Annotated in this window: 17 protein-coding genes; 2 read left to right on the top strand and 15 right to left on the bottom strand. The window is 48.3% G+C overall.

Annotation, left to right across the window (positions count from 1 at the left end; translation table 11 throughout):
• Window positions 1–118 precede the first annotated feature (118 nt).
• On the bottom strand, window positions 119–799 hold the full coding sequence (locus WBJ53_RS06900; RefSeq protein WP_338875334.1) for a GNAT family N-acetyltransferase: 681 nt from the start codon (window positions 797–799) through the stop codon (window positions 119–121).
• A 175-nt stretch (window positions 800–974) separates the two neighbouring features.
• Complete coding sequence (locus WBJ53_RS06905) at window positions 975–3,026, bottom strand: glycoside hydrolase family 127 protein (protein WP_338875335.1); 2,052 nt, start codon at window positions 3,024–3,026, stop codon at window positions 975–977.
• 222 nt (window positions 3,027–3,248) lie between these two features.
• Here WBJ53_RS06905 and WBJ53_RS06910 point away from each other — a divergent pair, with 222 nt between their 5' ends.
• Window positions 3,249–3,539 (top strand): hypothetical protein, encoded by a 291-nt coding sequence (locus WBJ53_RS06910; protein ID WP_338875336.1) that lies wholly within the window; start codon window positions 3,249–3,251, stop codon window positions 3,537–3,539.
• A gap of 53 nt (window positions 3,540–3,592) precedes the next feature.
• Here the strand turns inward: WBJ53_RS06910 and WBJ53_RS06915 are convergent, their stop codons facing one another.
• From WBJ53_RS06915 to WBJ53_RS06955, 9 genes are all read right to left on the bottom strand, one after another.
• Window positions 3,593–4,156, bottom strand: a complete 564-nt coding sequence (locus tag WBJ53_RS06915) for a DUF4256 domain-containing protein (protein ID WP_338875337.1) — start codon at window positions 4,154–4,156, stop codon at window positions 3,593–3,595.
• Between the two features lie 5 nt (window positions 4,157–4,161).
• Window positions 4,162–4,554 (bottom strand): DoxX family protein, encoded by a 393-nt coding sequence (locus WBJ53_RS06920; RefSeq protein ID WP_338875338.1) that lies wholly within the window; start codon window positions 4,552–4,554, stop codon window positions 4,162–4,164.
• Window positions 4,538–5,020, bottom strand: a complete 483-nt coding sequence (locus tag WBJ53_RS06925; RefSeq protein WP_338875339.1) for an SRPBCC domain-containing protein — start codon at window positions 5,018–5,020, stop codon at window positions 4,538–4,540. The genes WBJ53_RS06920 and WBJ53_RS06925 overlap by 17 nt, the downstream gene beginning before the upstream one ends.
• A gap of 6 nt (window positions 5,021–5,026) precedes the next feature.
• The gene (locus WBJ53_RS06930) at window positions 5,027–5,350 is read right to left on the bottom strand and encodes a metalloregulator ArsR/SmtB family transcription factor (protein WP_338875340.1); all 324 of its coding nucleotides are present in this window, start codon (window positions 5,348–5,350) and stop codon (window positions 5,027–5,029) included.
• Window positions 5,351–6,383: 1,033 nt separating this feature from the next.
• Window positions 6,384–8,138: a CocE/NonD family hydrolase gene (locus WBJ53_RS06935; protein ID WP_338875341.1), complete on the bottom strand. Its 1,755-nt coding sequence runs from the start codon at window positions 8,136–8,138 to the stop codon at window positions 6,384–6,386.
• Window positions 8,139–8,686: 548 nt separating this feature from the next.
• Entirely contained in the window at window positions 8,687–9,118 is a 432-nt protein-coding gene (locus WBJ53_RS06940) for a BrxA/BrxB family bacilliredoxin (protein WP_338875342.1), read from the bottom strand.
• A gap of 35 nt (window positions 9,119–9,153) precedes the next feature.
• Window positions 9,154–9,465: a DUF59 domain-containing protein gene (locus tag WBJ53_RS06945; protein ID WP_338877166.1), complete on the bottom strand. Its 312-nt coding sequence runs from the start codon at window positions 9,463–9,465 to the stop codon at window positions 9,154–9,156.
• Between the two features lie 35 nt (window positions 9,466–9,500).
• Entirely contained in the window at window positions 9,501–9,932 is a 432-nt protein-coding gene (locus tag WBJ53_RS06950) for a SufE family protein (protein WP_338875343.1), read from the bottom strand.
• Window positions 9,933–9,959: 27 nt separating this feature from the next.
• Window positions 9,960–11,198 (bottom strand): cysteine desulfurase, encoded by a 1,239-nt coding sequence (locus tag WBJ53_RS06955; protein ID WP_338875344.1) that lies wholly within the window; start codon window positions 11,196–11,198, stop codon window positions 9,960–9,962.
• A gap of 437 nt (window positions 11,199–11,635) precedes the next feature.
• Between WBJ53_RS06955 and WBJ53_RS06960 the strand changes: the two genes are divergently transcribed.
• Window positions 11,636–12,532, top strand: coding sequence for a hypothetical protein (locus tag WBJ53_RS06960; protein ID WP_338875345.1), 897 nt, complete (start codon window positions 11,636–11,638; stop codon window positions 12,530–12,532).
• Between the two features lie 4 nt (window positions 12,533–12,536).
• Here the strand turns inward: WBJ53_RS06960 and WBJ53_RS06965 are convergent, their stop codons facing one another.
• From WBJ53_RS06965 to WBJ53_RS06980, 4 genes are all read right to left on the bottom strand, one after another.
• A complete protein-coding gene (locus WBJ53_RS06965; protein WP_338875346.1) occupies window positions 12,537–13,457 on the bottom strand; it encodes an esterase-like activity of phytase family protein in 921 nt (306 codons plus the stop codon).
• A 183-nt stretch (window positions 13,458–13,640) separates the two neighbouring features.
• Window positions 13,641–14,966: a Fe-S cluster assembly protein SufD gene (gene sufD / locus WBJ53_RS06970; RefSeq protein WP_338875347.1), complete on the bottom strand. Its 1,326-nt coding sequence runs from the start codon at window positions 14,964–14,966 to the stop codon at window positions 13,641–13,643.
• A 116-nt stretch (window positions 14,967–15,082) separates the two neighbouring features.
• On the bottom strand, window positions 15,083–15,835 hold the full coding sequence (gene sufC, locus WBJ53_RS06975; protein ID WP_338875348.1) for a Fe-S cluster assembly ATPase SufC: 753 nt from the start codon (window positions 15,833–15,835) through the stop codon (window positions 15,083–15,085).
• A gap of 254 nt (window positions 15,836–16,089) precedes the next feature.
• Entirely contained in the window at window positions 16,090–17,187 is a 1,098-nt protein-coding gene (locus tag WBJ53_RS06980; protein ID WP_338875349.1) for a hypothetical protein, read from the bottom strand.
• Window positions 17,188–17,193 lie beyond the last annotated feature (6 nt).

Genomic DNA, 17,193 nt, shown 5'->3' on the forward strand with positions numbered 1-17,193 from the left:
TTCGTCTCCGGCCAACCTCCATCATTTTTTCTGGAAGTTGTAGGATATTAGCGGAATCTGATAAGCTTGAAAGATAGCCTACGTAGCAGACAATCAATACGGGCGAAAGCACGGCGGGTTACTTTCTCCTGATAAAATAGAAATAGATTTCGGTTCTGACCGTAAAATCCATCGCTTCATAAATCTGAATGGCCCGCATGTTATCGGAGCGTACATGCAGAAAAGGAATACCGTTTTCCTGCTGAATTCGGTAGAGCTGACTGGCGATGAGTTGTCGGGCATAGCCCTTGCCGAGATGATCGGGATGCGTGCAAACGGCACTGACTTCGGCATAGTGAAAGGCATGCAGGCGTTGCCCCGTCATTGCCACCAGTTTATTTTCACTGAATATCCCTTCGTAATGCCCAAATTCTATCGTTCTGGACGAAAATGGACCGGGTCGGGTCAGTTGGGTTAATTCGATCATTTCAGGAATGTGATCGTTCGTTAACGGCCTGATAGACAAATTGCCAGAGGGTCGCTCGGCTATGGCTTCGTAGACCATTTGAACCCCATCGACCCGTTGTAAAAGCCTCCAGGGGTCGGGTATGGACAAGGGAACGGTCGTAATTACGCCAATCGGACTGTCGAAGGGAATGGCCTGATCAAGCAACTGAAGACCGTGGTCTGTGTTTTCATATACCGCCACGAAGGGTGAGACCTCAGGCATAAAATACTTTACCTTGTCGGTACCATTACTTAAATGTTGATTGCCCGATAAGAAGGCGTTCCAGGCTGGATTGTCCAGTATATGTTCCATCAATTGCTACGGCTGCTTCAATGTAGTAGCTAAGCAATTTTATGGGTAAACTGTTCCCGGCCCGGCGTCAATAGTATGTAACGGTGTCTGGACAGTTTCTTTTTTCGACAGGATTTACAGGATGAACAGGATCTTTTCTGTTATCCAATCCTGTAAATCCTGTCGAAAAAAGACGCTACCGAATAAACGGAATCCAGACTTCCATTTCTGAGTGACCACGGTTGGCCCAGGCGTAGTATGGAATCAGCCGCACACGGGTCGGAGCAGGAGCTTTGTCCGATACTTCCCGGTAAAGCTGGTTGGTCCAGTTACCTTCGTTCAACAGATTGGCGTCACCTTCTAATGCCATCAATTGAGCGTTATTAATCGTAACAGCCGTAGGTTTTAAATCATTTTTCGACGACAGCGCCACGTTGGTCAGCTTCGTTTTCGGATTATCGACCGATTCCAGGCAGTACACAATGGGTCCGCGTTTAACGGCTACCTGATTGCGGTTCTCCTCAACCAGCGGGTTCGATTCGATCAATTTTACGGGCATTGGCAGATTGATGTCAACCTTATCACCCGCTTTCCACGTACGATTGATCTCAGCATATTCGCCTGACCGGACAGGAACCGATAAAGCTGCGCCATTTACCCTGATTGTTGCACCCTGGCACCAGCCCGGAATGCGCACAAAAACTGAGAAGGGTTTTGCTGGAGCCTGTTCCAACTGAAGATTAACGGCACCGTCCCAGGGGTAGTTTGTGATTTGGGTCAGGCGAACGGACGAGCCATCTTTGAGGACACTCGTCAACTGACTGCCTCCAAACAGATTCAGCCACAGCCCTTTATCGGAAATACTGTAGGCATAGCTGCTGACTTCAGCCATAGTACGTGCCGTATTCGGCGGGCAGCAGTTCGACAGGCTAATATAGGGTTGACGACCGCCCATCCAGCGCATTTGATACGGATAGTCGTCGGACGCGCTCAGGGGATTGGTGTAAAAAAACCGGGTACCGCCCAGGCTAATTCCCGACAGAATGCTGTTGTAGAGTGCCAGCTCCATTACGTCGGCGTATTTGGCCTGCCCCGTAATCTGGAGCATCCGGTAGTTCCAGAGCAGGTTGCCAATGTTAGCGCAGGTTTCGTTGTGCGCCGAGTGATTGGGCAGTTGGTAAGCCTTGCCGTAAGCCTGATGGATTTTCTGCACTGTATCGGGCTTGTACGACGTTCCTTCCGGCGAAACGCCGTCATAGAGTGCTCCGCAGCCGCCCGTTACGTACATCTTACGGTTAACCACATCATCCCACATCAGATCAAGCGTCGTTAGCAACGTACTATCGCCGGTTTCGGCAAACACATCGGCGGCTCCGGCAAACAGATAATTGGCGCGAACGGCATGGCCAATCACTTTTTTCATCTGTCGAAACGGTACCCGGTCCGAGTTGTCGTCTGTTCCCTCCGACATGCCCCGAATATCAATCAACTTTTTGGCCAGAGCCAGGTATTTCGGATCGCGGGTGGTGCGGTACATCTCCGTTATACCCATATAGTGCGAAGGACAGATGGCGTTACGTGCCTGTTCAGGACTGGCTTTGTCGTAAAAACCAATCAGAAAGTCGGTGGCTTTTTTAGCAATGGTCAGCAGGGATGTTTTACCCGTTGCCCGGTAATGCACACAGGCCGCCGTCATGAGGTGGCCAAAGTTGTAGGCTTCAAAGCTGAGCTTATCACGGAAGGCCGCCCCATCAAACATTTTCGTTTCACCCGTTTTTTTCTGCTGGATAATTGCCTTAGTGTATACGTAGCCGTCGGGAGCCTGCACTTTGGCAATCACGGCAATGGCTTTATCCATCTGCTCGTCCAGCTTTTTATCTTTCGTGAGCGCATACATACTCGCCACGGACTCCAGCGTTTTGTAAAAATCCCCATCATGAAACGAAGGCCCTTTGAAGTTCCCCGATTCCAGACCAGCTGCTATTTCGAAGTTGCGGAACGCATGACTAACGTTCGGATTGGTGTAGGTATCCCACAGGTGCGGCACCATCGAATCGCGGCAAACGGCGAACCGGTCAGCCCAAAAGCCCGTCGTCCATTTCACTGCGTTGAGGTCCGTGCTTTCCAGCCGGGCAAACTTACTTTTTGAGGTATTGACAAGTGCGTTTGTCTGGCCCCAACCCGTTGAGAATGAGGTAAGGGCAGCAACCAGTACGATATATTGGATGTGGGTTCGGCTAAGGTGCATGACAAACGAATAGCATAAAAGCCAAAATTAATAGTAATAATCCCTTGTCAACTATGCAATTTTCTCCGGTGATTGTAGCATGTTAGCATGTGCAATTGCATAACCAGCTACCAATAGCGTATGTCCAAAGCAGAGGAATAAATCAGATAAAAATTTCTTTCATTTACTTTGCTTTACAAAGTTCTTTGATAATTTTGCCATTACAATGTAAACAGAACAGATATGATCACTCAGAACACAAGACTTACGGGTATTTTACTGGCGGTTGTCATCCTCTTATCGATTCCATTTATAGCCATGCAGTTCACCAATGAAGTGAACTGGAGCCTGTTTGATTTTGTCGTAGCGGGTACGTTGCTGCTCGGTACGGGTCTGATGTGTGAGTTTGTATTAAGAAAAGTTCGTAAGCTGGAGTATCGTATTGCACTTTTGGGGGCTATTCTGCTGGCGCTGTTCCTGATCTGGGCAGAACTTGCAGTGGGTATCTTCGGGTCGCCAATTGCTGGAAGTTAGAGTTTATAGGATTAGGCACAGAAGTTTTTAAAACCTCTATGCCTAATCCTGAATTATACCCGAAGCGAGCTCCGGAAACCCCGAACGCCATAGTAAGATTCGGCACCATTGTGGTACACAAAAACCGTATCGTACCGACGGTCGCAAAAGAGAGCCCCGCCGAGCTTTCGGATAGCCGGAGGGGTACTAATCCAACTCGACGTTTTCTGGTCGAACTTCCCCAGTGTCTGCAACTCCCGATATTGCTCTTCCGTTAACAGTTCAACGCCCATAGCAGCTGCCATATCCAGCGCATTATTAGCCGGTTTATTCTCTTTTCTCGCTTCCAGCGCTTCCCGGTCGTAACAAATGCTTCGGCGGCCTTTGGGCGTTTCGGCCGAACAATCGTAAAAAATGTATTCGTCGGTACGGGCATCCCGACCAACCACATCGGGTTCACCACCGGTGCTTTCCATTTCCTGAAGCGACCACAGTTTTTCTGGACTGGCTTCCAGCTTTGCCTGTACAGCCGCCCAGTTGAGGCCAGTATGGCGGCTCATATTCTTCTCAAAACGGGCTTTTAACCCACTGAGTAGCCCGTCCCGCTGTTCGGGCGACAATTGCTTTATAGAACTCATATTGCTTACTGATTAACGAAACTATGTTTTCTACTCTCAGGCCTGAAGTACCAGGATACCATCGTCAGGACCAGAAGTAACAAGGCAGGTAATATTGAACTGATCGAATCACCGGACGCGATATGCGAAAAAATAGCGCCCGACATGATAAAGAAGAAGCCAGCGTAGGCCCACTCTTTTACCAACCGAAAACCAGGAATAAGTACAGCGACAACGCCGAGAATTTTGCAAATGCCCAGCAGGGGTAACAGATATACCGGATAGCCCTCGTGCGTGATCATGTCGACACCACCCTGTCCTTCTTTCGCGTTTACTAGCTGAGCGACTCCGGTCGACAGCATTCCCAGAGCCAGCCAAAGGGTAGCTACCCAGTAAATGATTCTATTGCGCTTTGTCATGAGGGAATAAGTTTATTATGGTTTCCTGCAAACGATTATGCGCCATGTTGATGCCTTTAGCAAAGGGTAGTTGTAACACCTGATCTCTGATGCTGACCGACCGGTATACCACTTGCATCGTCAGTTTGCTGGTGTGGTCGGTGAGAGCTTCGAACTCCAGAAATTCAAGCTGGGCACCGTAGGGCGCATTCTCCATTTCGAAGGTTCGGGTGATTTTCTGATTTGGTATAAACTCATGGTAAACCCCACTGAACCCGTGTTTATTCCCCTTTGGGTCAGTAGTTTCAAACTGCCAGCTACCGTGCTTTTTGTTTTCGAGTTTCAGCACTTTCGTGCCCATCCATTGCTCCACAATGCCGGGCTCAACATACGCCTTAAACAGTAATTCCAGCGGTAAATCAAACTCCCGCGTAATCACTAAATCCTGTTTTCCGTCTTCGGCATGGACGCTGGTTTTTCGTTCCATCTGACTCTAGGGTTTGGCTTGATAGTTCTTCATGATAGCTTCCAGTTTGTTAAATCGGTCATCCCACATCTGGCGGAACGGCTCGATAAAGTCAGCGACTTCCTTCATCTTTTGGGCATTGATATGATAATAGATTTCCCGCCCGGTCTGCTCCTGTTTCAGCAATTCGCATTCAGTGAGGATATGCAGGTGTTTGGAAACGGTCGGTCGGGCGGTGTCGAAGTTGGCAGCTATGGCACCAGCCGTCATGGCCTGCGTGGCTACCAGCAGCAGGATAGCCCGCCGGGTTGGATCGGCAATGGCCTGGAATACGTCTCGTCGTAAGTTCATTGTGTAGTCATTTGACTACAAATATATATGTAGTTATTTGGCTACACAAGTTTTTTTACTAAAGTTTTATATGCTGTTGGCTGTTCATTCGCGATCCAATCGCCGACGAGCAGGGGACGATCTAATAGGGTTGTTGAATAAACAAGACGCTCTTGAGGTCATCTTGTTGCAACGTTTTTTTGTAAATTGTGATAAATGGTGAATCTTTGAAAGAAGACACCCTACTTATCAGGTACTATACAAACAGGAAAAACGCCAGCTAAACTAAACGAAGCACAAATGGTGTTGCTGGAGCTTTTTCAGCACCTGAATACAGAATTAGATGAGGAGATGAACAAGGTAGTGAAGGAAAAAGGAATAACCGCAAACGATTTAGCCTTAGACGCACACTTTGAAAATCGGATCGAGCACCGGCAACGGCTTCGCAAGAAGATATGATTCAGGCGGTCATTAACACCAATGTGCTGCTATCCTCTATCGCAAAAGTTGGTGAAACCCGCTGGGTTTATGGCAGCTTCGCTAATGGAGAATTTTGCTGGGTATTCAGCAATGAAATAATGACAGAGTATACGGAGATGCTCTGCTGTAAGTATAACGAACTGCGAAAATCATCACATCAATACTGCTGATTGCCGAAAACACACGACGATTTGAGCCAACCTACAAGTATCAGTTAATTGACGCTGATCTAATTGACGCTGATCCTGACGATAACAAATTTGTGGACTGTACTATTGGCGCAAATGTTGATTATCTCGTTACGGCCGGATAAACATATACTTGACCTCCGAAAAATCAAGGACCTTTTTCTTCCTATACCTATATTGAACCCGGCCGAATTCAGAACGTTATTGGCATCGAAACACCGTAATAATTGAGCCTTTTTCTCTGCTCCACTGCTCGTCCGCGATTGCATCGCGGATGGTTTAACTTTGCGTCTGCGATGCAAGAATGAATTGCATAACATGCGTGAACCTCGTGCATCCGCGATGCAATTGCGGACGAGCTTGCGTGAGATTTATGGTAGGATAGATTAGCGCCAGACTGGTACACGGAGGTAGCTATTGGTGTACCATTTTATGCGTAGCGGTTCGTTTGCATCCAGGATAGATTCGGTGCTTACCTCTTTTCCGGTTCCATAATTCAGTTGGGAGAACGGGTTTTTATTCACGTTGACAGCTACCACGAGCCGACTACCTTTAGTAAGCTGTTTACTGACCAGATGCGTGTTTGAAAAATCAATGGTCGTTTGTTTATCGGGTTTCAACAGGGATCGTTTCGTGATGTCGCTGGCATAACTCGCCCGACCGATGTAGTACGACAGATGAAAGTAATCGCCGGTCGGTGTCAATTCGTATAGCGTAACGCCGATGTCTACATCTTTTTTATTGATACTGATGTTCATTTGGCCCAGAAAAGAACCGTTCACGAGCATTGATTCTGACAGGGGTTCGCTGACAAAGACAAAGCCATTGCTGGTGTCTATTTCTTTTCGCACGATGGGATCGGGGTAGTAGTTGTTGTTGCTGGTTTGGCGGTCTGCAAAATCGACCTGCTGCGACAAATAGCCTGTTGCGGATGGCTTTTTAGAACGTAAGGCATAAACCGTGTCTACTTTCTGGTCGCTCAGGTAAAAGGTTAAAAAGCCATTGTGCATCTTGTCGAGCGACGGGGCACTGCGCCATTCATTGGCACCCATAACCTCGTAGTTGATTTTATCTTTCAGAATGTCCGGCTTTTTGCCCTGTTTCAGGATGTAATCAAACCATTGATAGGTTATTTTTTTAATGTCGAACAACGCGACGGAATCAACGGAATAGTCGTTAATCACGTGTTCGCCACCAATCTGCGTTCCAAAGTGCCCATAGGGTCCAATAACCAGATACCAGGGCGTTTGAGGACTATACTTCTGCAACTCTCTGAGGTAATACAGACTTGAGTTTTGAGAATCGTTGTAATAGCCGTCGAACGCCAGAATAGGAATGGTGATCTGGGCAAAATCACGTTCATAAGGGGCCATTTTCTGCCAGTAGCGGTCGAAGTCGGGATGGCTGATCCAGCGCTGAAACCACGGGTTGGGTGTTCCGTCGAGGCTGTCCATCTTGTTATAAGCTACCCCGCTTTGCCACCAGTCGAACATTACTTTCCGAAATCGCTTTCGGTCATTGCCGACAAGGGTATCGAGGTATTTGTTGTTGCTGACGTAGAACGACCATTCGTAATTGGGGTTGACAAACACGTTGTTTTCCATCGGTAAGCCCATGCCCGGCCGGTTGGCTACATAGGGCACGATGGTTTTAAGGGCAGGGTGCATTTTCTTACAGGCCGCCCATTGCGAAAAGCCATTATAGCTGCCACCAAACATACCCACGCTTCCATTGCACCACGGTTGATGGCTAATCCAGTCGATTACCTCATAGGTGTCAGTCGCTTCATACTCATACGGGTAGATGGCGTTGGGGCTGAACCGTTTCCCGCGTGTGTAGGCAATAACGCCCACATACCCGTTGTCGGCCGATTCTTTCAACGATTTCAGATCCCGCCCTTTGTCGCGCACGTAAATGGTAAACTGTAGAACAACGGGCAACGGCTGTGTTATGCCTTTCTTTTGAACCACTATGGCCGATATTATAGCTCCATCTCGGGTTGTGATCTGGACACTATCCTGGATGTTATAGGGGCTGGTTTCGTCGGCTGCTTTTGTACTTGCTGTTTGTTGAGCCTTACTGAAGAACGATACTAGAAGCAGAAATGAGAAGCAAAGAAAGCGTTTGCGTGTTGTGAGCATGATGAACGATTAGTTGTTTCGTGCAATTGGCCGCTGCCAGCCGATGACACAAAACAAGGACGCATTTTCTGTTAAGAAGCTGCAAGAGCACACTAAATGAGAGAAAAACACGTCTGGGTCATATGCATCCTGGTTTGCGGGACTTATAGATAGCCACTTGCACCATTGATCCCGAATTTGCTGGTTATCCTGGATGGCTGAGGACCGCGTCGATAGCGCAGCTACATTGCCTGTTTTGATGGGTTGCAGATGAGTGTGGAAGAAAGTAATTGATCAACAATTGATAGTGTAATTGATCTGGCGAAGTTCTTTGGGGAGGCTATTGATTGAAATGCCTGTGAAGCTAACAGAAACCGTAAAACTCTCGGGTAAGAAACATAAGTTAGCCGATATGACCAACGAAGGACCGTAAAAAAAGAGGGCGGTAAGGCAATGGTGGGAGATAGTATTAGTCGAGAAAAAAAAGACCGAGGACCGAAAGCCGGGTTGTAGAGCGAAGCAAACAACCCGACTTTCAGTACCTCGGACGTAAATGCGGGTATAACCGCTTAAGCGTTGGCGGGCGTGCAGAATTCTTCCAGCGCCATTTCGAGGTGCTGAGCGATCATCTGCGCCGACCGACCTTCGATGTGGTGCCGTTCAATGAAATGAACCAGCTCGCCATCTTTAAAAATAGCAATTGAAGGCGACGACGGCGGATAAGGTAGCAGGTATTCCCGCATTTTTGCCGTTGCTTCCTGGTCGCCACCGGCAAATACCGTCACCATTTTATCGGGCTTAACGGGGCTGGCGGCCACCGCTGCTTTAACACCCGGACGAGCTGCACCAGCCGCACAGCCACATACTGAGTTCACAACAACCAGCATGGTGCCTTGCGCATTTTCCATTGTGTTCACCACGTCTTCGGCGGTGGTGAGCTCTTCAAACCCAACGCTCGTCAGGTCTTCCCGCATGGGAACAAGCAAATGAGGAGGATACATAAGTTAACGTTTATAGTTTACAGTTTTTAGTTCGATTACATAAAGCCCAGTTCGAGCTTGGCAACTTCCGACATGAGTTCAGTGGAGTAGGGCGGATCGAAGGTAAGTTCGACGCTTACGTCGTTGACGCCCTCGATAGCCCGAACTTTTTCTTCAATCTCACTCGGTATAGAACCTGCCGATGGGCAGGAAGGCGAGGTCAGCGTCATCAGAATATAGACGTTGTTGACCGGAAATATCTTAATGTCGTAGATCAGGCCCAGCTCGTAGACATCCACCGGAATTTCGGGGTCATACACGCCTTTGAGTGCAAGCACAACCTGTTCTTTTAATTCTTCGTCGGTCATCATTGAAAGACGTTTTGAAAGTAGCTACTATTTGGTTAAACCGTTTGTTGTTGCGAATAGGCCCGGCCGAAGGCTTTCATTCGTTCGATCATCGACGCAAGCCCACCGGCGCGCAACGATGTAATTAAATTGCCCATGCCAACCCTGGGAATAAAATAAAGGTCGGCGTTGGCTATATCTTCGGGCTTTTCACCCGATAAAACACGAATCAGCAAACTAACCAGCCCTTTCGAAATCTGGGCGGTTGGCTCGCTGTCGCCGTAAAAATACAATCGGTTGTCTTTCAGTTCGGCATCCACCCATACCTTCGACTGGCAGCCCATAATCCGATTTTCGTCGGTTTTGGCTGATTCAGGCATGGGCGGTAATTTTTTACCTAAGTCAATGATGTATTGCGTTTTGTCGAGCTGGTCTTCGAACAAATCGAATTCATCGATGATCTCGTCCTGTTTTTCGTTAATTGTCATTTAAGTCCGTTTTGGCTTTTAGGCCGGTTACAACATCATTTTCTGCACCCGGCGCAGGCCCTGAATAAGCCGGTCGACTTCATCTCTGGTGTTATAAACCGCAAATGAAGCCCGCGTAGTTCCGGTAATGCCGAAACGTTGCATGAGCGGCTGGGTGCAATGGTGCCCCGTACGAACGGCAATGCCCTGCTGGTCGAGAATAACGCCAATGTCCTGATGATGAATGCCCTCCATTATGAAGGAAATAACGCTGATTTTTTCGGCTGCCTGCCCAATAATCTGTAAGCCATCCAGCTCGCTCAATTGCTCGGTGGCATACTGAAGCAGGTCGTTTTCGTGAGCGGTTATGTTCTCTTTGCCAAGATCAGCCATATAGTCCAGCGCCGTTTTTGTTGCAATCACATCGGCGATGTTCGGCGTACCGGCTTCAAACTTATAGGGAATATCGTTGTAGGTCGTTTTGGCAAACGTAACTTCCTTAATCATTTCGCCACCACCCCGATAAGGAGGCATCGAATCCAGAATTTCTTTCTTCCCGTAAAGAACGCCCATTCCTGTTGGGCCATAGAGCTTATGAGCTGAGAGTACATAAAAATCGGCATCGAGCGCCTGAACGTCGAGGTCGAGGTGTGAACTGGCCTGTGCCCCGTCGATCAGAACTACGGCGCCAACTTCGTGCGCTTTGTCGATGATTGTCTTGACCGGGTTGATTGTGCCAAGCGCGTTGGATACGTGTACACAGGAGACGAATTTAGTCCGTTCCGACAGCAGTTTTTCGTATTCGTCCAGCAGCAGTTCGCCTTTGTCGTTGATCGGAATGACTTTCAGCACACAGCCTTTTTCTTCGCAGAGCATTTGCCAGGGCACAATGTTGGAGTGGTGCTCCATAGTCGAGATAATGATCTCGTCGCCCTCGTTCAGAAACCGGCGGCCGTAGGTCTGCGCTACCAGATTGATCCCATCCGTAGTGCCGTAGGTAAAGATGATTTCCTGCCAGTGTTTGGCGTTCAGAAATGCCTGCATAGCCCGTCGCGACGCTTCGAAAGCGGCTGTTGCCTGCTCGGCCAGATGGTGAATACCCCGGTGGATATTGGCATTGTAGCCTTCGTAATAATGCGTTAAGGCCTGAATAACCGGCAGTGGTTTCTGGTTCGTCGCGGCATTGTCGAAGTAAACCAGCGGACGCCCGTTGACTTCCTGATCGAGAACCGGAAAGTCCCGGCGAATTTTTTGTATATCGAGAGTACGTTCTAAAGCCGACTGCATGAGGTAAGAGGTCATTAAAATCAATGCTGACCATACGGTCATGTTGAAAACGCAAACAAAGGGGCTTTAGGTTCGGGTAGGGCAGAAGATGGTGGCAGACAGCGTGTTTACAGAAGAGTCTTCTTTTGTTGTATACTAAAAAGGTTATAATAGATATTAAACTTCGCTTAAAGTGTATTCATAAAAGTGGTTTTGATATATACTTGAGTGTTTGTTAATCTCATGCCATCAATCTTATGAACGTTTATTTAACCACCCAGGGCGTTACTGAGCTATGGAGGAAAAGTAACACCTTATTGGTTATACACAGATGGAGACGAATTCTGATTCTTTTCTTCACTATGTCTATTTGTCTCAGCTCCTGTAAAAAGCACGAGCCTGAACCTGTGGTGCCTGCTAGTTTAAATCAGGTTAGTACGCTTACTATTAATTTAGCAATGTTTAGAAGTATATGGGGAATTGCCTTTGATGCGTCTGACAATCTCTATGTCGCTGACTATCGGGATAATCGTATACGTAAGGTAACGCCTGATGGGGTTGTCAGCACGTTTGCTGGTTCGGGGGAGGAAGGATTAAGAGATGGGTTGGGAACCGAAGCGGTGTTTGGTGGGCCCGATGCACTGGCGTTCGATGCGGCCGGTAATTTGTATGTTACTCAGCCCGGCGCCATTCGCAAAATTACGCCCGATGGTTGGGTGAGCACGGTTGTAGGGGTAGCACCCGATAAAGCTGGGTTGATTTCCTATGATTCGCTTGGTCTGATTAATCCTGACGGATTGACCATAGACGACAACCAGAATCTATACGTTACATCTCATAATGGTGGTCAAAAAAGTGTGTGGAAAGTGGCTCCCGACCGAACCGTTCGCCTGTTGTTAGGCAACAAGTTTAACAGTACGGTTTATATTCCCAGTCCGTTAGTGTCCCCTAATTCCATCGCCTATAATCCCTTGCAGAAAGCCCTCTATGTGGTCGATGCGCAAAAAGGCATTACCCGCTCAACCGTCGATGGCATTAATTATTGCTACACAGGCTGTGCCGGTATTTATGGTCATGTCGACGGGCCGATTGATGTGGCCCTGTTTCGGAGTCCGAACGCTTCGGTGGTCGATAAGGCCGGTAATCTTTACATCACCGATGAGCATTTTATTCGGAAAATTACGCCGGATGGCGTGGTGAGTACAGTAGCCGGAACGGGTAAGATCGGCAAGGGCGACGGTGCTGGCGATCAGGCTACGTTCAATTATCCGGGTTATCTGGCTTTCGATTCGAAGGGCGTTCTCTACGTAAGCGACCTCAACGGGATTCGAAAGATTGTGTTGGGCGCTAATTGAGTCGTTATCGTCTCTTCAAAACAATGATCTGATTTTTCAGCGTCCGGTTTCGGCGGAAGTTGTCGTCGGCAATCAGCACCAGGGTTTGGTGTTGAGCATCAGCCCAGGCCATTGCTTCCAGATTGCAGACAATGCCCGGAAACTGCTGGCTGAAACTAAAGGCCAGTTCTTTCACTAACGTATGATTTTCGTCGTGCTGCGTGGCCAGATAAATGTTGGCCGTAACCTGCTTCTGGCTGGCATCGTAGCACCGTTCCAGCACCAGCAGCCGAGTATCGTCGACGGCCAGAATTTCCGAAATGCCGCCCAGCCGCTCTTCGCCCTGTGCAAAAGCACAGCGGTCGATGGGGTATTTATACCGCTCGACCGCCGGGTCGCTGGCGGTTGGGTTGCCATACCGAAAGAAGGTAATGGTGTCCTGATTCATGCGGGTTTCGCCTTCCCAACCGGCTTCGGGCGCTACCCAAAGCGTGCCCGATGGCGTGAGAGCAATGCCTTCCAGCCCTTTGTTCGAGCCGGGGAGTGGCATCCTTAGCAAAATCTGTCGGGTACTATCGCTTACGGCTTTGCCAAAAAGCAGGGAGGTCGTAAACTCATATTCGTCGGTCCAGAAATAGGTGCTGGTTTGTGGGTTGAAGCGGATACTCTCAAACCAGAACGGTGTTTTTTCGGCTTTTAGGAGATGTGAGCTATCGCCCAGATCGCGGATGGATTGGATATTGCTAAATATGAAATGCCAGCCCCGGTCGCTGACCAGATGCCATTCGTTGGTGGCCGGTATGATTTCCAGCCCCGAAATGCCGCGTAAACTATCGCGAACCAGCGGGATAGTGGTTGAGTCGCCTTCAAAGGAAAATTGTACAGACTGGCTGTGGCTTACTGTGCCAATGAATTCAAAAAGTAAAAGGAGAAAAAACGTCCGCATAAACCAAGTAAAAGAATTGCTAAAATAGGTTAAATGCGGCTATCTAAAAAAACAGATGGGTGTGTTTGCCTTCATCGGTTGAACGTAGTACATATTACGCTCAATGGGGAGATTCAAAAGCAAATCAGCCGGTCAGAGGGTTCAAAAACAATCTGACCGGCTGATTATGAGCGGAGAATAAATTTATTTCGTTAACTTTTCAGTAACGACCCGTTCCAGATATTCGCGAATGGGCTGGATTTTTATCTGGCTCAGAACATCCTGCGAAAAGGCATAGAGCAGCAGCGTCCGGGCTTCATCTTTCGGAATACCCCGCGACCGCATATAAAAAAGTGCTTCGTCGTTTAGCTGACCAGTTGTGGTGCCATGTGAACACTTCACATCGTCGGCAAAAATTTCCAACTGCGGTTTGGTGTTCATCGATGCACCGGGCGACAGCACTACGTTTTTACACGACTGATAGGCATTGGTTTTCTGGGCATCGGGCCGAACAAAAATCTTACCGTTGAATACCCCCGTGCTAGTATCGTCCAGCATACCTTTATACAGCTCATTGCTGTAGGAGTTTGGCATGGCATGATCGACCAGCGTATGGTTGTCGATATGCTGACGGCCGTTGGGCGTATACAGACCGTACATAAACGCTTCGGCATATTGGCCGTTGAGTACAATGTTCAGATTGTTCCGAACAAAATTACCGTTTAGCGTTACCGTTGCCGAATAAAAATGGCTATTGTCGGACTGGCTTACCTGGGTAGTGCCAATATGATAGGCCTGCTGGGTTTCGTTCTGTACTTTGTAATACTGCATTCGGGCCTCACGATCCAGCACAATTTCGGTAACAACGTTCACGAAACTGGCCCGTTCGCCCAGTGTCCGGTACGACTCAGCCATCATTACTTCCGCATTTTTACCAACGATAACCAGATTGCGGGGCTGCGAAGCAACATTCTGATCGCGGGCGTCGGTAATGAACCGGAGAATAATCGGCTGTTCGACGGTCGTGTTGGCTGGCACGTTCACCACAACGCCATCGCTGGCCAGTGCCGTGTTCAGCGCCGTAAACGCATTGTCCTTAAAATCGGCGTATTGCGCAAAATGAGAATTGACCAGATCGGGATTGGCTTTAACCGCTTCGGCAAAGCTTGTAATCTGGATCTGATCGGCAGGGCTTATAATATGTGACAGTTCTGGCTGATAGCGTCCGTTAACAAAATAAAGGATATTGCCGTCGAGATTCGGAATTTCGAGCGGAGCCAGATCGGCGGCCGTAACGCTGGCCGCACTGTCGAGAACGAACGCTTCTTTAAACAAGCCACTAACGTTCGAATATTTCCATTCTTCGTGGCGAATGGTTGGAAAGCCTAATAGGTCGAACTGATTCAGGGCGGCTTTTCGGAGCTGATGAAGAGGAGTTTTACTTTCCCCATTCATACGCTCTTCGTTGGTTCGAAAAGCGGCCAGAAGCTGGTTCTTAAAGTCGTTATATGATGCGTAGGAGGGAGTCATGTATCAGAAAGTTTTCAGTTTGTGGTTTATAGTTTACAGTTTACAGTTTTCAGCGCGCGAAGCGCAAGAATAATCTCGCGTCAGCCACTGAAAACAGAAAAACTGTAAACTGAAAACTATACATGTGCTTCGGCTTTAATCCAATCGTACCCTTTTTCTTCGAGTTCGAGGGCCAGTTCTTTAGGGCCTGATTTCACAATACGACCCTGATACAGGACGTGAACGTAGTCGGGAACGATATAATCCAACAGGCGCTGATAGTGCGTTACAACAATGGTTGCGCGTTCTGGTGAGCGAAGTTTATTAACCCCGTCGGCCACAATTCGCAGCGCATCGATGTCCAGACCTGAATCGGTTTCGTCCAGAATGGCTAGTTTTGGCTCCAGCATGGCCATCTGAAAAATTTCGTTCCGTTTTTTCTCCCCGCCCGAAAAGCCTTCATTCAGCGAACGGCTCAGCAACGACTGATCGATGTTGACCAGTTTCATTTTCTCTTTCATGAGTTTCAGAAACTGAACGGCATCGAGCGATTCCTGTCCGCGATATTTACGGATTTCGTTCATAGCCGTTTTCAGAAAGTTGGTTGTGCTTACGCCCGGAATTTCGACCGGGTACTGAAAGGCCAGAAAAATACCTTCGGCGGCCCGTTCTTCAGGAGCCATTTCGAGCAGGTCTTTGCCATCAAACAATACGCTACCTCCCGTTACTTCATAATCTTCCCGACCGGCCAGAACAGATGCCAGGGTGCTCTTGCCAGCCCCATTGGGGCCCATAATTGCGTGAACTTCACCGGCATTGACTTCCAGGTCGAGGCCTTTTAATATTTGCTTCTCGCCAATAAAGGCTTGTAAATTGCTGATCGATAACATAATAGAAATATAGCTTGACGGCTAAATGAAGCCGCAAAGATAACAGATGAAATAGTATCTGGCTTGTGGTGATAACAAAATCGGCAACTTAAAAGTTGAGGGTGCCTGCGTTTATTGTTCGCAAACGTAAAGAGGGGTATAGCTATAAAACCATTATTGCGGCTCAGGATACATTCGTTAACCTGTCCTGAGCCGCAATAATGGTTTTATGGAAATGTTGAAGCAGAAGCGAACTGTATACTTTCTTGTTCTGATTAATGAATTCGGTTAACGGCAATAGGCACACAGGCCGATGGTGGACAAGTGCAGGTTATGGGTTGTAGCTGTACTACAACGTCCGTAAAGCAAGTTGAATCGGTACCGTAGAACCGAATTGTATAGGGTTGAGGGGTACCTGGATTACTCAAGGTTGATACCAGCACTTTTCCGCTACCACGTGTCGGTAATGCTGCATAAGACTGCGCCGATGCATACGTTCCTGAAAAACTGCCCCCCACACTAAAGGCTATTTTGTCGGCATTGCTGGCTGAGATCAGTAGCTGACCATTCGAATTGGCTACATTACTGGTTGCACTACAGGTTGGGCTGACGGCAGTTGCTGAGGCTACGGGTTGCACACAGACCACCGAACAGGACACGGGAGCAGTATAGCCAACGGTTGTGCTCGAACAGGTTGGGAGTGAGGCCGTAACAATGTGCGGGCCGCCGTCGGAAAGCAGTCCGGTGAAAACGGCGGTGTAGGTTGCTGATTTGGCAGGGGTGGTTGCCATGGTTAAGCTTTTTACGCCATCAGTAACGGTAAGAATGTCCGTTACTGGATTGGTTATGCCAATAACCACCGTATTTGAATATGTGTTTGTTGCCGGATCGCAGGAGCTTATACTGGCCGTTGCGGTGAGGCTGTGAATTGGGTCTGTTGAACAGGAGGCTGGTGCCTGATAGTTCGCCGATGTTGTTGCACAACCAGGCAACGAAGCCACAACGGAATGATTGACACCGTCGGAGTTTAGATCGTGAAAGATTACTGTAAATACGGCAGATCCACCCGAGGTCGTAGCAAAGACCTGACTTTGTACGCCATCGGTAATGGTGAGTATACCTTCTGTTGGATTGTTCACCGTAATAGTGGCCGTAGCTGAATACATATTCGTAGTTGCGGCACAGGTGCCAGCCACTGCTACTGCCGAGATACTACAAGTAGCCGTTGTCTGCAAGGCTTCGGCCAAAGGCCTGCCAGTTGCTGAAATGGCATTACTGGCGTATTGTGCTAACTGAATCTGACTAAATACCTGATCTTGAAACGCAATGAGTAAAAGACAGATTAGGCTTAGTTGATGATATAGAGATCTCATGGTTGA

It is taken from the genome of Spirosoma sp. SC4-14 (genome assembly GCF_037201965.1).
Taxonomy (GTDB): domain Bacteria; phylum Bacteroidota; class Bacteroidia; order Cytophagales; family Spirosomataceae; genus Spirosoma.

Excerpts from the sequence above, each read along its gene's own strand:
- WBJ53_RS06900 (WP_338875334.1), bottom strand. The coding sequence starts at position 799 with ATGGAACATATACTGGACAATCCAGCCTGGAACGCCTTCTTATCGGGC.
- WBJ53_RS06905 (WP_338875335.1), bottom strand. The coding sequence starts at position 3,026 with ATGCACCTTAGCCGAACCCACATCCAATATATCGTACTGGTTGCTGCC.
- WBJ53_RS06910 (WP_338875336.1), top strand. The coding sequence starts at position 3,249 with ATGATCACTCAGAACACAAGACTTACGGGTATTTTACTGGCGGTTGTC.
- WBJ53_RS06915 (WP_338875337.1), bottom strand. The coding sequence starts at position 4,156 with ATGAGTTCTATAAAGCAATTGTCGCCCGAACAGCGGGACGGGCTACTC.
- WBJ53_RS06920 (WP_338875338.1), bottom strand. The coding sequence starts at position 4,554 with ATGACAAAGCGCAATAGAATCATTTACTGGGTAGCTACCCTTTGGCTG.
- WBJ53_RS06925 (WP_338875339.1), bottom strand. The coding sequence starts at position 5,020 with ATGGAACGAAAAACCAGCGTCCATGCCGAAGACGGAAAACAGGATTTA.
- WBJ53_RS06930 (WP_338875340.1), bottom strand. The coding sequence starts at position 5,350 with ATGAACTTACGACGAGACGTATTCCAGGCCATTGCCGATCCAACCCGG.
- WBJ53_RS06935 (WP_338875341.1), bottom strand. The coding sequence starts at position 8,138 with ATGCTCACAACACGCAAACGCTTTCTTTGCTTCTCATTTCTGCTTCTA.
- WBJ53_RS06940 (WP_338875342.1), bottom strand. The coding sequence starts at position 9,118 with ATGTATCCTCCTCATTTGCTTGTTCCCATGCGGGAAGACCTGACGAGC.
- WBJ53_RS06945 (WP_338877166.1), bottom strand. The coding sequence starts at position 9,465 with ATGACCGACGAAGAATTAAAAGAACAGGTTGTGCTTGCACTCAAAGGC.
- WBJ53_RS06950 (WP_338875343.1), bottom strand. The coding sequence starts at position 9,932 with ATGACAATTAACGAAAAACAGGACGAGATCATCGATGAATTCGATTTG.
- WBJ53_RS06955 (WP_338875344.1), bottom strand. The coding sequence starts at position 11,198 with ATGCAGTCGGCTTTAGAACGTACTCTCGATATACAAAAAATTCGCCGG.
- WBJ53_RS06960 (WP_338875345.1), top strand. The coding sequence starts at position 11,636 with ATGTTTAGAAGTATATGGGGAATTGCCTTTGATGCGTCTGACAATCTC.
- WBJ53_RS06965 (WP_338875346.1), bottom strand. The coding sequence starts at position 13,457 with ATGCGGACGTTTTTTCTCCTTTTACTTTTTGAATTCATTGGCACAGTA.
- sufD (WP_338875347.1), bottom strand. The coding sequence starts at position 14,966 with ATGACTCCCTCCTACGCATCATATAACGACTTTAAGAACCAGCTTCTG.
- sufC (WP_338875348.1), bottom strand. The coding sequence starts at position 15,835 with ATGTTATCGATCAGCAATTTACAAGCCTTTATTGGCGAGAAGCAAATA.
- WBJ53_RS06980 (WP_338875349.1), bottom strand. The coding sequence starts at position 17,187 with ATGAGATCTCTATATCATCAACTAAGCCTAATCTGTCTTTTACTCATT.